This is a genomic window from Roseivivax marinus, assembly GCF_900109705.1.
In the GTDB taxonomy this organism is placed as follows: domain Bacteria; phylum Pseudomonadota; class Alphaproteobacteria; order Rhodobacterales; family Rhodobacteraceae; genus Roseivivax; species Roseivivax marinus.
The window spans coordinates 92,746-105,939 of the sequence record NZ_FOAI01000005.1 but is presented as its reverse complement, the minus strand read 5'-3'; the positions used below and the strand labels follow the sequence as shown (position 1 = coordinate 105,939).

Below are 13,194 nucleotides of genomic sequence, written 5' to 3'. Positions count from 1 at the left end.
TTTCCCGTGCGCGGATGGACCGCGCGGCTTCACAGCCCTGTGATGTGTATATATTTCAGTCGTTTACGGGCGACTTTTCGCGTGCCGCCTGAAGCGCGTTGCGCCCTGTAAGGCTGTACCTATCCGTTGAACCCCGGTGGAAAACGCGTCCGCTCTCGCGGGCCCCGAAAATTATGCACAGGCCCGGGAGCGCAACGATCTTGCGCGCACGCGCCGTGCCGTTTCCGGATCAACACCAATGCCTTTGCCGGCCGTCGCGCCTCGCATAAGCCCCTTCGGACCGGCGCGCCGGCCTGCTGCTGTTTGCCCGGCCGCCAAGCATCCGCGCGGCATCCGGCCAGCCGCGCCGCCCGTGGGCACGAAACGGCTTGACGCTCCCGGTGCACCTGCCAGACATCCCGGCATGGCCGCACCGCTTCTTACCATCGACCTCGACGCGCTGGCGTCGAACTGGCGCACCCTCGCCCGGCAAATGGCCGGCGAGACGGGCGCCGTCGTCAAGGCCGACGCCTACGGGCTGGGCGCCGCGCAGGTCGCGCCGCGCCTCGCCCGCGAAGGCGCCCGGACCTTTTTCGTCGCGCTGGCCGAAGAAGGTGCCGCGCTGCGGCGCATTCTCGGCGAGGGCCCGAACATCTGCGTGTTCAACGGCCACATGGAGGGCGATGCGCCCTTGATCCGCGACGCGCGGCTCGTGCCGATGCTGAACTCCATCGATCAGATGGTCATGCACGTCGAGGCGCTGCCGGGCCATCCTTTCGGCATCCAGCTCGACTCGGGCATGAACCGGCTGGGCATGGAGCCTGCCGAATGGGCGGCCCTGCGCGATATCGCCACGCAGCAGGCGCCCGAGCTCATCATGAGCCACCTCGCCTGTGCGGACGACCCGTCCCACGCCATGAACGCGCACCAGCTGCGTGTCTTCCGCGAGATGACGGACGACATCGACGCGCCGCGTTCGCTGTCGGCCACGGGCGGCATCCTGCTGGGCCCGGACTACCAGTTCGACGTGGCACGTCCGGGGATCGGTCTTTACGGTGGCCTGCCCTTCGTGGATGCGGTGCCTGTGGCACATCTGGACGTGCCGGTGATCCAGGTGCGGGATGTCGCGCCCGGCGAGAGCGTCGGCTACGGGAATACCTGGATCGCCGAACGGCCGAGCCGCATCGCCACGATCGCGGCGGGTTACGCCGACGGCCTGCACCGCATCATGGGCCCCGAGGCCTGGGTCTATGCCGGCGAGTCGCGCTGCAAGGTGGTCGGCCGCGTGTCGATGGATCTGATCGGCGTAGATGTCACCGATGCCGGGACCGTGCCGGACACGGTCGAGGTGCTCGGGCGGCACCAGTCAATCGACACGGTCGCCGATGCCGCCGGCACCATCGGCTACGAGATCCTGACCGCCCTCGGTCCGCGCTACCGCCGCCGCTACGTCGGCAGCTGAGGCCGGACGGGTGGAGACCTTCCTCCAGCCGCCCTGGCCCGTGGTGGCGCTGTTCTTCGTCCAGCGCGTCGCGGTCTTCCCCCTGCTGTTCCTCACCGGACTCGCCCGGGCCGCGGTGTGCCGCGGTCCCGCGCGGGGTCTGGCGGTGGTCGCGACGCTGCTGGCAGCTCTTGGCGTCGCCGTGATGCTCGCGCCAGCGATCAGCCAGCAGGACGCGGCGTGGTTCCGAGAGGCCGCGCGGGCGGCGCGCTGGGGTGGCGGCTGGGCGTGGCCGGCGATCGTGGCGCTCGTCATCGCCATCGCGGGCCGACTTCCCGGCGGACGCGGTCGCTGGATCGACGCGCTGCTCGCCGCCGGTGCGCTGGCGCTTGCCCTCCTCTTCGCGCTGGCGCGTCTGGCATGACCACCGGACGGCGCCTGCGCCTCATGGCGATCGGCGTGCTGGCCCTTCTCTACCCGGTAGCGTGGACCGCGCCGCTCTTGCGGGCGGGCGTTCTGCCGTTCTTCGGGATGAGCGAGATCAGCGTCCTCAGCGGCCTGTCCGTCCTGTGGCAAAGCGACCGCGCGCTGGCGCTTCTGGTCGCGCTCTTCGCGGTAATCGCGCCCTACGCCAAGCTTGCCGGGATGGCATGGCTCACCCTGCGCCCGGCGCCTGCCGTCGTCGGACGCGCCGTGCACGTGGTCGGACGGCTGGCGATGGCCGACGTGTTCCTCGTGGCGCTGTACGTGGTGATCGCGAAGGGCGTGGGCGTTGGCCGAGTCGAGACCGCGTGGGGCCTTTATCTCTTCTCGTTCTGCGTCCTTGCAGCCCTTGCGCTGTCGCCCTTGCAGAAACAGTCGCCGGATTAATCAAAAACTGGTATGGTGAGTCGCATTAGCCATATCGCTTGAACGCACGAAATTTCGAAAATTTAAGAATTCAATACCCCCGACAGGGAAACTTTCACAAACTGAGCGCGTTCGGCATTAAATCGCCACCACTCCGGTGGTCGACGGTACGAACTTGGGGACGTCACATTATGACTACGGCTCGCTCGGTGTTTTTTCTCGTGCAATTCCTGATGCAACGGCTGGCTGTGCTCATGTTGGCAGCACTCGCCCTTGGCTTGGGCGGATATACGCTGGCCTGCATAATCGGCGAGGCAAACTGGCTGTCCCTGCCGCTCGCCTTCGGTGATGCCACCTTCCCGGAAGCCGGACCCTTCGTTCAGAGCGGCTTTGCTGTTCTCGCCCTCGGCCTGTGCTTCTTCCTGCCGACCAACGCCCGCGTCATGGCGCTGGAACAATCGCACCGCCGCTTTCACATCGGGATGCAGGACGTCGCCACGGCCTACCAGGTCGCCCACCGCGCCGACCGCGAAGGCGTCTTCCAGCTCAAGGGCGAGTTCGACGCGATCCGCGAGCGCATGGCATTCCTGCGCGAGCATCCCGACCTGTCGGATCTCGAGCCTTCCGTGCTCGAGATCGCATCGCAGATGAGCCACCTCTCGAGCGAGCTGGCAAATGTCTATTCCGACCGCAACGTGGCCCGCGCGCGGGATTTCCTGATCCAGCGCCAGCAGGAGGTCGAGGACTTCAACCAGCGCCTCGACCACGCCAAGGTCGTGGCAACGGACATCCGCACATGGCTCGACCGGGTCGAGATGGACGAGGCCATCGCCGAATCCGAGCTGACGCGCCTCTGCGACGAGCTGACCGTGCTCCTGCCCGAGCTTCACGAGGTCGAGACCGCACCGACCCATGCAGCCGAGGTCGACACGCCCGCGAACGGTGACGACACGCCGGGGGCCGCGCAGGTCGCCGCATGGCGCGAGGCAGCCCCGCATCAGGACGACGCGCGTATCGTGTCGATCCTCAACCAGCGCGCGGCAGAGTGACCGCTTGAGCCCGGCCTGCCTTCGGGCGTAAAGGCCGGGCATGGCCCGTGCATCCACCGTCTTCGTCTGTTCCGCCTGCGGCGCGACCTCGTCCAAGTGGTCGGGCCGCTGCGAAGCCTGCGGGGCGTGGAACACCATCCACGAGGAACGCGCGACCTCCGGCCCACCTGCCAAGGCGCTGGATCGCAACAAGGGCCGCACGGTTCCGCTGACCGACCTGTCGCACGCCGAGGCCCCGCCCCCGCGCACCGCCAGCCGCCTGGACGAGCTCGATCGCGTGCTGGGCGGCGGCCTGGTCCCCGGCAGCGCCATCCTGGTCGGCGGGGATCCGGGTATCGGCAAGTCCACGCTGCTTTTGCAGGGCGCGGCGGCCTTCGCCGGGTCCGGTCTGCGCACCGTCTACATCTCCGGCGAGGAAGCCTCGGCGCAGGTGCGGATGCGGGCCGAACGGCTGGGCCTGAGGGACGCAGCCGTGCGCCTCGGGGCCGAAACCAACCTGCGCGATATCCTCGCGACGCTCGAGGCCGAGCGTCCGGATCTCGTCATCATCGACTCGATCCAGACCATGTGGGCCGACACTGTCGACAGCGCGCCGGGCAGCGTAAGCCAGGTGCGCGCCGCCGCCCACGAACTCACGAGCTTTGCCAAGAAGCGCGGCGCGGCGGTGGTCATGGTCGGCCACGTCACCAAGGACGGCCAGATCGCCGGGCCGCGCGTGGTCGAGCACATGGTCGATACCGTGCTCTACTTCGAGGGCGAGCGCGGCCACCAGTTCCGGATCCTGCGCAGCGTCAAGAACCGCTTCGGCCCCGCGGACGAGATCGGCGTGTTCGAGATGACCGGCGGCGGGCTGTCCGAGGTGCCGAACCCCTCGGCACTGTTCCTGTCCGAACGCGGCCAGCCCGCGCCCGGCTCGGTGGTGTTCGCCGGGATCGAGGGCACGCGTCCGGTCCTCTGCGAGTTGCAGGCTCTTGTCGCCCCCACCCCCCAATCGCAGCCCCGCCGGTCGGTTGTGGGCTGGGACGGGGGACGCCTGGCCATGATCCTCGCGGTGCTGGAATCGCGCTGCGGGATCCCGTTCGCGGGGCTCGACGTCTACCTCAACGTCGCCGGCGGCATGAAGATCGGCGAACCGGCGGCCGATCTCGCCGTCGCCGCGGCGCTCCTGTCGGCGCGCGAGGACGTCGCCGTGCCCGCCGAGACCGTGGTTTTCGGCGAGATCTCACTCTCGGGGGCCTTACGCCCGGTGGCACAGACCGAAAACAGGTTGAAAGAGGCGCGGAAACTTGGTTTCACCGCTGCGATCGCGCCACGGGGCGGCAAGGCGGGCGACGCGTCCGGCCTGTCTCTGACCCAGATGGGAGATCTGACGTCCTTCGTCGGCGAGATCTTCGGCGCAGGCTAGCGTCACATTCTGTAGAAGGCTGAAGGCAGGGTTCATGGAAGGCTTTACCGTCATCGACGCCGTGGTGGCGGTTGTCATCGTCTTGTCCGCCCTGCTGGCCTACTCGCGCGGCCTCGTGCGCGAGGTGCTGGCCATCGTGGGATGGGTCGCCGCCGCGATCCTGGCGTTCATGTTCGCCCCGCAAGCACAGCCATTGATGTCCGAAATCCCCGTGGTGGGTGAATTCCTCTCCGACAGCTGCGAGTTGTCGATCATCGCGGCCTTCGCGGCGGTGTTCGCGCTGGCGCTGATCGTGGTGTCGCTGTTCACGCCGCTGTTCTCGTCCATCGTCCAGCGCTCGGCGCTCGGCGGGCTGGATCAGGGCCTCGGCTTCCTGTTCGGCGTGGCGCGCGGCATCCTCCTCGTGGCGATCGGCTTCTTCCTCTACGAGACCATCGTCACCACCGAGACGGTCGAGATGGTCGAGAACAGCCGCTCGGCGGCAGTGTTCTCGCAATTCACCGACCGGATCGAAGCGCAGAACCCCGACCAGGCGCTCGGCTGGGTGACCACGCAATACGAGCAGCTCGTCGGCATCTGCGTCGCCCCCGACGCCAACGACGCCTGAGACCTGCCCGGCGGGACACCGCCGCGAGATACGACAAGGAGCGCGCCGGGACGGATCGTCCGCGGCGCGTTTTCTTCTGCGGGGAAGGTCACTGTAGGATTGGCCGGCAGTGCGCGCCTTCACGGCTGCGCCCCCTGCTCCGCGTGTCGGGCGCGGGTCCGACCCGCGATGTGAAACGGCCCGCGCCGCGTGGGGCGCGGGCCGTTTCGTCGTCAGAGGATCATCAGGCGGATGCCGTAGGCCACGATGCCGAGCGCGCCCACGGACAGCGCCCAGATCAGGACGAACCATCCCATGCGTCTCATCATCAGTGGTAGCCCTCCCCTGGCTTCAGCTTGCCGCGGAAGACCCAGTAGGCGTAGCCCGAATAGGCCAGGATGATCGGAACCAGCACGATCGCCCCCACGAACATGAAGAGCTGCGACTTGGCGGGGCTCGCGGCGTCGTAGATCGTCACGGCCGGCGGGATCACGTGCGGCCACATCGAAATGCCGAGTCCCACGAAGCACAGCAGGAACAGCGCCATGGTCAGCACGAAGGGCACCCAGTCGTTGCCCGGGTTGTCGATCCGCACCCAGAGCTGCCAGGCGATCAATGCCACCAGCAGCGGCACCGGCGCCACGACCAGCGCCTCGGGGAAGCCGAACCAGCGGGCGAAGTATTCCTGCTCCAGGAACGGGGTCCAGAGGCTGACCAGCACGATGCAGGCCACGGTCGCGATCCCGAAAACGCGCGCCATCCGGCGCACCTTATGCTGGATGTCACCAAGAAGCTTCATGTTGAGCCACGTCGCGCCCATGAAGGCGTAGCCCAGCACCACGGACACGCCGCACAGCAGCGAGAAGGGCGTCAGCCAGTCCCACCAGCCACCGCCATAGGACCGGCCGTCCACGTCGATGCCCTGCAGCAGCGCCCCCAGCGTGATGCCCTGCGCCAGCGCCGCCACGGTCGAACCGCCGATGAAGGCGCCGTCCCAGAACCATTCCTGGAACGGGGACGCGGCCTTCCACCGGAACTCGAACGCGACGCCGCGGAAGATCAGCGCCAGCAGCATCGCGATGATCGGCGGGTAAAGCGCAGGCAGGATGATCGCGTATGCCAGCGGGAACGCGGCGAACAGGCCGCCGCCCCCCAGAACCAGCCATGTCTCGTTGCCGTCCCAGACCGGCGCGACCGAGTTCATCATCAGGTCGCGGTCCTCCTTCGAACGGAAGAAGGGGTAGAGGATGCCGATCCCGAGGTCGAAGCCGTCGAGCACGACGTAGACATAGACCGCGAAGGCCAGAAGCAGCGCCCAGGCCACGGTGAGGTCGAAGGATACTCCGAGTCCGTCCATCGTTCGTCTTTCCTTATTCTGCCGGTTGCGCGCGGCCCGAGGGCGGCATCTGCGTGCCGGGCACGATGCCCGCGGCGCGCAGCGGTCCGGGCTCGTCGTCGGGCTCCACCCGTTCGGGTTCGCGGCTCATCAGCTTGATGAGGTAGCCGACGCCCGCCCCGAACACCGCGAAGTAGATCACGATGAAAGCGATCAGCGAGGCGCCCACGGCGCTCGCCCCCAGCGGAGACGCCGCCTCGGAGGTCAGCATCTCGCCGTAGACCACGTAGGGCTGCCGCCCGACCTCGGTGGTGATCCAGCCGGCAATGACGGCGACGAGGCCCGACGGTCCCATCACCAGCGCCGCGCGTTGCAGCCAGCGGTCGTCATAGAGACGGCCGCGGAACCGCGACAACAGCGACCAGAAGCCAAGGCCCATCATCAGGAAGCCGATGCCCACCATGATCCGGAACGACCAGAAGACGATGCCGACCGGAGGTTGTTCGGCCTCGGGCACGGTGTCGAGGCCCTCCATTGAGGCGTTCCAGCCCTTGCCGAGAATCGGCCCGCCGATCTTGGGGATGGCCAGCTCGAACTTCATCTCGCCGGCCTCCTGATCGGGGATGCCGAACAGGATCAGCGGGATGCCGTCATCGTAGGATTCGAAATGCCCCTCCATCGCCAGCACCTTGGTGGGCTGGTACTCGTAGGTGTTGAGGCCCTGCTCGTGACCGAAGACGATCTGCAACGGCGCCACGATCGCGGCCATCCACATCGCCATCGAGAACATCTTGCGGACGCTCTTGTTCTCGCGCCGGCCTCGCAGAAGGTTCCACGCCCCCACGCCGCCGACGATGAACGCGGTGGTCAGGTAGGCCGCGGTCAGGGTGTGCACGAGGCGGTAGGGGAAGGACGGGTTGAAGATGACCTGCCACCAGTCCTCGGGGACGAACTGCCCGGCTTCGTTGACACCGAAGCCCGCGGGAGTGTGCATCCACGAGTTCACCGACAGGATCCACGTGGCCGATATGGCGGTGCCCACGGCGACCATGACGGTCGCGACCATGTGCAACCCATTGCCCACCTTGTCCCGGCCGAACAGCATGATCCCGAGGAAGCCCGCCTCCAGGAAGAACGCCGTCAGCACCTCGTAGGCCATCAGCGGCCCGAGAACCGGCCCGGTGCGATCCGAGAACACCGACCAGTTGGTGCCGAACTGGTAGGACATGACGATGCCCGACACGACGCCCATCGCGAAGGTGATGGCGAAGATTTTCACCCAGTAATTGAAGAGGTTCAGGTAGGCCTGATCCTTGGACCACAGGTACCACCCGTTCAGGACCATCAGGAAACTGGCGAGCCCGATGGTGAAGGCCGGGAAGATGAAGTGGAAGGCCACCGTGAAGCCGAACTGGATCCGTGCCAGGACGACCGCATCGAGTCCCATGAATGTGTCCATGTCGCACCCTTGTGGTTGTTCTGCGTGTGGGGCTTACGCCGTCTTGCCCGTCAGTTAGGTGACTTCGTCACCATTTCCGCCCGGTTGCGCCAACTGGCCGCAGGTTTTTTCGGCTCTCGTTTACGCTTTGGTGACATGGGCGTGACAAGCGCGGCTCGGTCGCATAGACAGCCGCCGTAACGAGACCCAGCGGAGCCTGCCCGTGTCCTCGACCCTGCCCCCTTCTCATCCTTTCGATTTCGGAGCCGTGGATCCGGACGGCGACGGCGATACGCTGCACGAGGAATGCGGCGTCTTCGGCGTGGTCGGCGTGGCCGACGCGGCGAACTTCGTGGCGCTCGGACTGCATGCGTTGCAGCACCGCGGCCAGGAAGCCGGCGGCATCGTCACCTACGATCCCGAGCACGGTTTCAACTCGGCGCGCAAGTTCGGTTACGTCCGCGACAACTTCACGTCGCAATCGCTAATGGAAACCCTGCCCGGCGCGCTCGGCATCGGACACGTGAGATATTCGACGTCCGGCTCCAAGGGGCCGACCCAGCTGCGCGACGTCCAGCCCTTCTTCGGCGAGTTCTCGATGGGCGGCGCGGCCATCGCGCACAATGGGAACATCACCAATGCCAACGCCCTGCGCCGCGAGCTGATCGACCGCGGGTCGATCTTCCAGTCGTCGTCGGACAGCGAGTGCATCATCCACCTCATGGCCCGCTCGCTGCAGCGCGACATTCCCAGCCGGATGGAAGACGCGCTCCGCCGGGTCGAGGGCGCGTTCTCGGTCGTGGCGATGACGCGCACCAAGCTGATCGGCGTACGCGACCCGCTGGGCGTGCGCCCGCTGGTGTTGGGACGCGTGGGCGACGGCTGGGTCCTGTCCTCCGAGACCTGCGCGCTCGACATCATCGGCGCCGAGTTCGTCCGCGAGATCGAGCCCGGCGAGATGGTCGTGATCACGCCTGAGGGCGGCGTCGAAAGCATCCGGCCCTTCCGCCCGCGCCGCGCGCGGTTCTGCATCTTCGAGCACGTCTACTTCTCGCGCCCCGATTCGATCATCGGCGGGCGCTCGGTCTACGAGACGCGCCGGCAGATCGGGGTGGAACTGGCGCGCGAGGCGCCGGTCGAGGCCGATATCGTCTGTCCCGTGCCCGATTCGGGGACGCCCGCGGCCATCGGGTTCAGCCAGGAATCCGGCATCCCCTATGCAATGGGGATCATCCGCAACCAGTACATGGGCCGGACCTTCATCGAGCCGACCGAGCAGATCCGCAACATGGGCGTGCGTCTCAAGCTGAATGTGAACCGCGCGCTGATCCGCGGCAAGCGCGTGATCCTCGTGGACGACTCGGTGGTGCGCGGCACCACCTCGCGCAAGATCAAGGAGATGATCCTCGACGCCGGCGCGGCCGAGGTCCACTTCCGCATCGCCTCGCCGCCGACGGCGTGGCCGTGCTTCTACGGTGTCGACACGCCCCAGCGCGAAAAGCTCCTGGCCGCCTCGATGTCCGAGGACGAGATGCGCGACCACCTCGCCGTGGATTCGCTGAAATTCATCTCGCTCGACGGCCTCTACCGCGCGGTGGGCGAGGCCAAGGGTCGCGATCCCGAACGGCCGCAATACTGCGACGCCTGCTTCTCCGGCGAATACCCGGTGGAGCCGTCCGACCAGATCGAGCAGGGCTTCCGGCTCAAGACGGCGGCCGAGTGAACCTTCTCGACCTCGACGCGCGCTGGCGGCGGCTGAACGATCCCGACTATGTGTGCCCCTGCTGCGGTCGCAGCTTCGGCGGCCTCGTGGACCTCGTGTTCGAGCATCCTGACGCGTGGCCGCATGGCCCGCGCGGCGATGCAGAGGTGCTGGAGGCGGGAGAGGACAAGCTGTCGTCCGAACTCTGCCGGGCTGGCGAGGCGCGCTACCTGCGCGCCGTGGTCACCCTGCCCGTGCGCGGCGCCGACGACGCCGCGCTGCTCGCGATCTGGGTCGAGGTTGCGCCCGAGGATTTCTACGCCACGCTCGATGCGCTGGCCGAGGGCAGGACGCCCGCTCCCTGCCCCGCGCAATCGGCCAACGATCTCGGCCCGCTCGGTCGCGCCGCCGGCACGCTGGAGGCCGCGTCCGCCGCCGAGCGGCCGGTATTCCGCGCAGCGGACGGCGCCCTCGCCGAGGCCCAGGCCCAGGGGCTGACCTTCGACGCGCTGCTCGACCTCTACGCCGCGGCCGGAGAGGACCTTCGGCCGCACCTCAAGGGCTGATCGGCCAACTCGCGCGCAGCCGTCGGCGCCGCGCCGCCGAGGCCCGGCACCCCCGCTTTCCCTCGCGTCCATCGGGCCTTATGCGCCCGTTCGACCCTGCGAACGGAGGCTGTGTCATGGCAGAGACGAACGACGCGGCGACGCCCGAAAACGTGGCGAAGACCGCGACCACCCACGCCGATTTCGACCGTCACGACACGATGGTCCTCGGTGTGTACGGCGACGAGAACGCCCCCGAGGCGCTGTTGCGCACGCCCGACGGCAAGGTTGCCCGCGTCCGGAAGGGCGAACGGCTTGGCCGTCACACCATCGTCGCCATCGACGAGACCCGCGTGGCGCTGCTGACCCGGGGCGGGCGCGCGCGCTGGATCGAGATGCCGGGCGGCTGAGGGCCGCTTGACAAGCCGCGCGGCGCGCGTCACGAGCCGGGCCATGTCCAGACCCGTTGCCCTCGTCACCGGCGCATCGCGCGGCCTCGGCGCCGCCCTCGCCGAAGTCCTTGCCGCCACGCACCACGTCGTCGCCGTCGCCCGCACCGTGGGCGCGCTCGAAGAGCTCGACGACCGCATCCAGGCGGCCGGCGGCGCGGCGACGCTCGCGCCGATGGACATCACCAACCGCGACGCGATGGCGCAGCTCTGCCGGTCGATCCACGATCGCTGGGGCGGGCTGGCGCTCTGGGCGCATACCGCCGTCGAGGCCGGGCCGCTCACGCCCGTCGACCACCTCGCGGCCAAGGATTGGGCCCGCGCGGTCGAGGTGAACGTCTCGGCAATGGGGCACCTCGTGCCCTTCATCGCGCCGCTTCTCGGCACCGAGGGCACCGCGCTGTTCTTCGAGGACAGCCACGCGCCGGGAACCAAGTTCTTCGGCCACTACGGGTCCACCAAGGCCGCGCAGATCGCGCTGGCCCGGTCGTGGGCCGCCGAGCGCGCCGAACTCGGGCCGCGGATCCACGTGGTGCAGCCGCAGCCGATGCCGACCGCCACACGCGCGCGGTTCTACCCCGGCGAGGACCGCGACGGGCTCGCGCAGCCGTCCGACGAGGCCAGGCGGCTCCTGTCCGGCATCGTCTGAACGAGGGTCCGCGCCGGGTCCGGGCGCCTGCGGCGCCGTCCCGGAGGCGGCCCCGCGGACACGGGATGCCGACCGCGACGGACCGCGACCGGAAGGCCACCTTGAACCGTCCGCGACCGCCGGTCCGCTTGCCCCGCGGCCCGGCATTTCCTACAGAGTGGCAACGATCGGGGGCACCACTCAATGCGCATTCTCATCACCAACGACGACGGGATCAACGCCCGCGGTCTCGAGGTCCTGCACGGTATCGCGTCCGAGCTGGCCGGCGACGGCGGCGAGGTCTGGACCGTGGCCCCGGCCTTCGAGCAGTCGGGCGTGGGGCACTGCATCTCGTATTCCCGTCCGATGATGGTCAGCGAACTGGCGCCGCGCCGCTACGCTGCCGAGGGCAGCCCCGCGGACTGCGTGCTGGCGGGCCTGACCGACATCCTCAAGAACACGCCGCCGGACCTCGTGCTGTCGGGCGTGAACCGCGGCAACAACGCCGCCGAGAACGTGCTTTATTCAGGCACGATCGGCGGGGCGATGGAAGGCGCGCTTCAGGGCCTCCCGGCCATTGCGCTGTCGCAGTTCATCGGTCCGGCGAACCGCGACGCCGAAATCATGTTCACCTCCGCCCGCGCCCATGGCGCCGCGGTGGTGCGCGCGATCCTGGACCACGTGCCGCAGGACGCCACCGACGCGGCCGGCTACCGGCTGTTCTACAACGTGAATTTCCCGCCGGTTCCGGCCGGGGACGTGGCGGGCATCCGCGTCGTGCGCCAGGGCCGCCGCGACGGCACCGGCTTCTCGGTCGAACCGCAGTTGTCGCCGGCCGGACGCCGCTTCCTGTGGATTCGCGGTGGCGACCAGCAGAAGCCCACCGATGCCGGCACCGATGCCGAGGCGAACCTCGCCGGCTACATCTCGGTCACGCCGATGCGCGCGGACCTGACCGCGCACGACGCGCTCGACGGGCTGGAGCGGACGTTCTCATGACGGCCGAGGCCGAGCGCAAGATGCAGTTCCTCTACGCCCTGCGCTCGCGCGGGGTGACGGACGCGGCCGTGCTCAACGCCATGGAGCGCATCGACCGCGCCGCCTTCATCCGCCACTACTTCACGGATCGCGCCTACGACGACATGCCGCTGCCCATCGCCTGCGGGCAGACCATCTCGCAGCCGTCGGTGGTGGGGCTGATGACGCAGGCGCTTCAGCTGTCGAGCCGCGACAAGGTGCTCGAGATCGGCACCGGCTCGGGCTACCAGGCGGCGATCCTGTCGGCGCTGGCGCGACGGGTCTACACCATCGACCGCCATCGGCGCCTGGTGCGCGAGGCGCGGGAAGTGTTCGAGACGCTGGGGCTCGCCAACATCACAGCCTTCGTGGCCGACGGCAGCCACGGTCTTGCCGAGCAGGCGCCGTTCGACCGTATCCTGGTAACCGCCGCGGCCGAGGACCCGCCCGGGCCGCTCTTGGCCCAATTGAAGATCGGCGGTATCATGGTCCTGCCGGTCGGCCAGTCCGACACGGTGCAAAGCCTGATCCGCGTCACGCGCACCGAGACGGGCTTCGACTACGACGAACTCAGATCGGTCCGCTTCGTCCCGCTGGTCGAGGGGTTGGGCCGCGAGACATGAGCCGCCCGACGGGACATGCGCCCGCGACCGGCGGCGCAGCGACCGAAGGAACGTGCCCCGCGGCGACGCGCGGGCAGATGGGCAGAACGGGACGCGACCGCAGGCAAGACGCGTCCGAAATCCACATGACGCTCCGGGCACAAGGGG

15 protein-coding genes are annotated in these 13,194 nt (G+C 68.4%); 12 read left to right on the top strand and 3 right to left on the bottom strand.

The features are described from left to right. Positions 1-403: 403 nt before the first annotated feature. The 6 genes from alr to BMX29_RS08005 all read left to right on the top strand — a co-directional run bounded on the left by alr (position 404) and on the right by BMX29_RS08005 (position 5,330). Positions 404-1,441 (top strand): alanine racemase, encoded by a 1,038-nt coding sequence (gene alr / locus BMX29_RS08030; RefSeq protein ID WP_043841681.1) that lies wholly within the window; start codon positions 404-406, stop codon positions 1,439-1,441. A gap of 10 nt (positions 1,442-1,451) precedes the next feature. Beyond that, on the top strand, positions 1,452-1,844 hold the full coding sequence (locus tag BMX29_RS08025; RefSeq protein WP_092811786.1) for a hypothetical protein: 393 nt from the start codon (positions 1,452-1,454) through the stop codon (positions 1,842-1,844). Continuing rightward, positions 1,841-2,290 carry a paraquat-inducible protein A gene (locus tag BMX29_RS08020; RefSeq protein WP_092811784.1) on the top strand — a complete coding sequence of 150 codons (450 nt, stop codon included), beginning with the start codon at positions 1,841-1,843 and terminating at the stop codon, positions 2,288-2,290. Before BMX29_RS08025 ends, BMX29_RS08020 begins: the two co-directional genes overlap by 4 nt. Before the next feature lie 170 nt (positions 2,291-2,460). Beyond that, on the top strand, positions 2,461-3,318 hold the full coding sequence (locus BMX29_RS08015) for a Dor-1 like family protein (protein ID WP_092811782.1): 858 nt from the start codon (positions 2,461-2,463) through the stop codon (positions 3,316-3,318). 40 nt (positions 3,319-3,358) lie between these two features. After that, on the top strand, positions 3,359-4,723 hold the full coding sequence (gene radA, locus BMX29_RS08010; protein WP_092811780.1) for a DNA repair protein RadA: 1,365 nt from the start codon (positions 3,359-3,361) through the stop codon (positions 4,721-4,723). Between the two features lie 34 nt (positions 4,724-4,757). Beyond that, complete coding sequence (locus tag BMX29_RS08005; protein WP_043841686.1) at positions 4,758-5,330, top strand: CvpA family protein; 573 nt, start codon at positions 4,758-4,760, stop codon at positions 5,328-5,330. Between the two features lie 212 nt (positions 5,331-5,542). On the opposite strand, the gene BMX29_RS08000 is transcribed toward BMX29_RS08005, so the two are convergent. The 3 genes from BMX29_RS08000 to BMX29_RS07990 are packed head-to-tail and all read right to left on the bottom strand — an operon-like array spanning position 5,543 to position 8,104. After that, a complete protein-coding gene (locus BMX29_RS08000; protein WP_081749603.1) occupies positions 5,543-5,638 on the bottom strand; it encodes a DUF2474 family protein in 96 nt (31 codons plus the stop codon). Then, a complete protein-coding gene (gene cydB / locus BMX29_RS07995; RefSeq protein WP_043841687.1) occupies positions 5,638-6,666 on the bottom strand; it encodes a cytochrome d ubiquinol oxidase subunit II in 1,029 nt (342 codons plus the stop codon). The genes BMX29_RS08000 and cydB overlap by 1 nt, the downstream gene beginning before the upstream one ends. A 13-nt stretch (positions 6,667-6,679) precedes the next feature. Continuing rightward, complete coding sequence (locus BMX29_RS07990) at positions 6,680-8,104, bottom strand: cytochrome ubiquinol oxidase subunit I (RefSeq protein WP_043841688.1); 1,425 nt, start codon at positions 8,102-8,104, stop codon at positions 6,680-6,682. A gap of 214 nt (positions 8,105-8,318) precedes the next feature. Here BMX29_RS07990 and purF point away from each other — a divergent pair, with 214 nt between their 5' ends. The 6 genes from purF to BMX29_RS07960 all read left to right on the top strand — a co-directional run bounded on the left by purF (position 8,319) and on the right by BMX29_RS07960 (position 13,047). After that, positions 8,319-9,806, top strand: a complete 1,488-nt coding sequence (gene purF, locus BMX29_RS07985) for an amidophosphoribosyltransferase (RefSeq protein WP_092811983.1) — start codon at positions 8,319-8,321, stop codon at positions 9,804-9,806. Beyond that, positions 9,803-10,351 (top strand): DUF2199 domain-containing protein, encoded by a 549-nt coding sequence (locus BMX29_RS07980; RefSeq protein WP_175471157.1) that lies wholly within the window; start codon positions 9,803-9,805, stop codon positions 10,349-10,351. The genes purF and BMX29_RS07980 overlap by 4 nt, the downstream gene beginning before the upstream one ends. A gap of 116 nt (positions 10,352-10,467) precedes the next feature. Then, a complete protein-coding gene (locus BMX29_RS07975) occupies positions 10,468-10,740 on the top strand; it encodes a pilus assembly protein PilP (RefSeq protein WP_092811776.1) in 273 nt (90 codons plus the stop codon). Positions 10,741-10,783: 43 nt separating this feature from the next. Further along, positions 10,784-11,428, top strand: a complete 645-nt coding sequence (locus BMX29_RS07970; RefSeq protein ID WP_092811774.1) for an SDR family NAD(P)-dependent oxidoreductase — start codon at positions 10,784-10,786, stop codon at positions 11,426-11,428. 183 nt (positions 11,429-11,611) lie between these two features. Beyond that, positions 11,612-12,406: a 5'/3'-nucleotidase SurE gene (surE, locus tag BMX29_RS07965; RefSeq protein ID WP_092811772.1), complete on the top strand. Its 795-nt coding sequence runs from the start codon at positions 11,612-11,614 to the stop codon at positions 12,404-12,406. Then, positions 12,403-13,047: a protein-L-isoaspartate(D-aspartate) O-methyltransferase gene (locus tag BMX29_RS07960; protein ID WP_043841693.1), complete on the top strand. Its 645-nt coding sequence runs from the start codon at positions 12,403-12,405 to the stop codon at positions 13,045-13,047. The genes surE and BMX29_RS07960 overlap by 4 nt, the downstream gene beginning before the upstream one ends. Positions 13,048-13,194 lie beyond the last annotated feature (147 nt).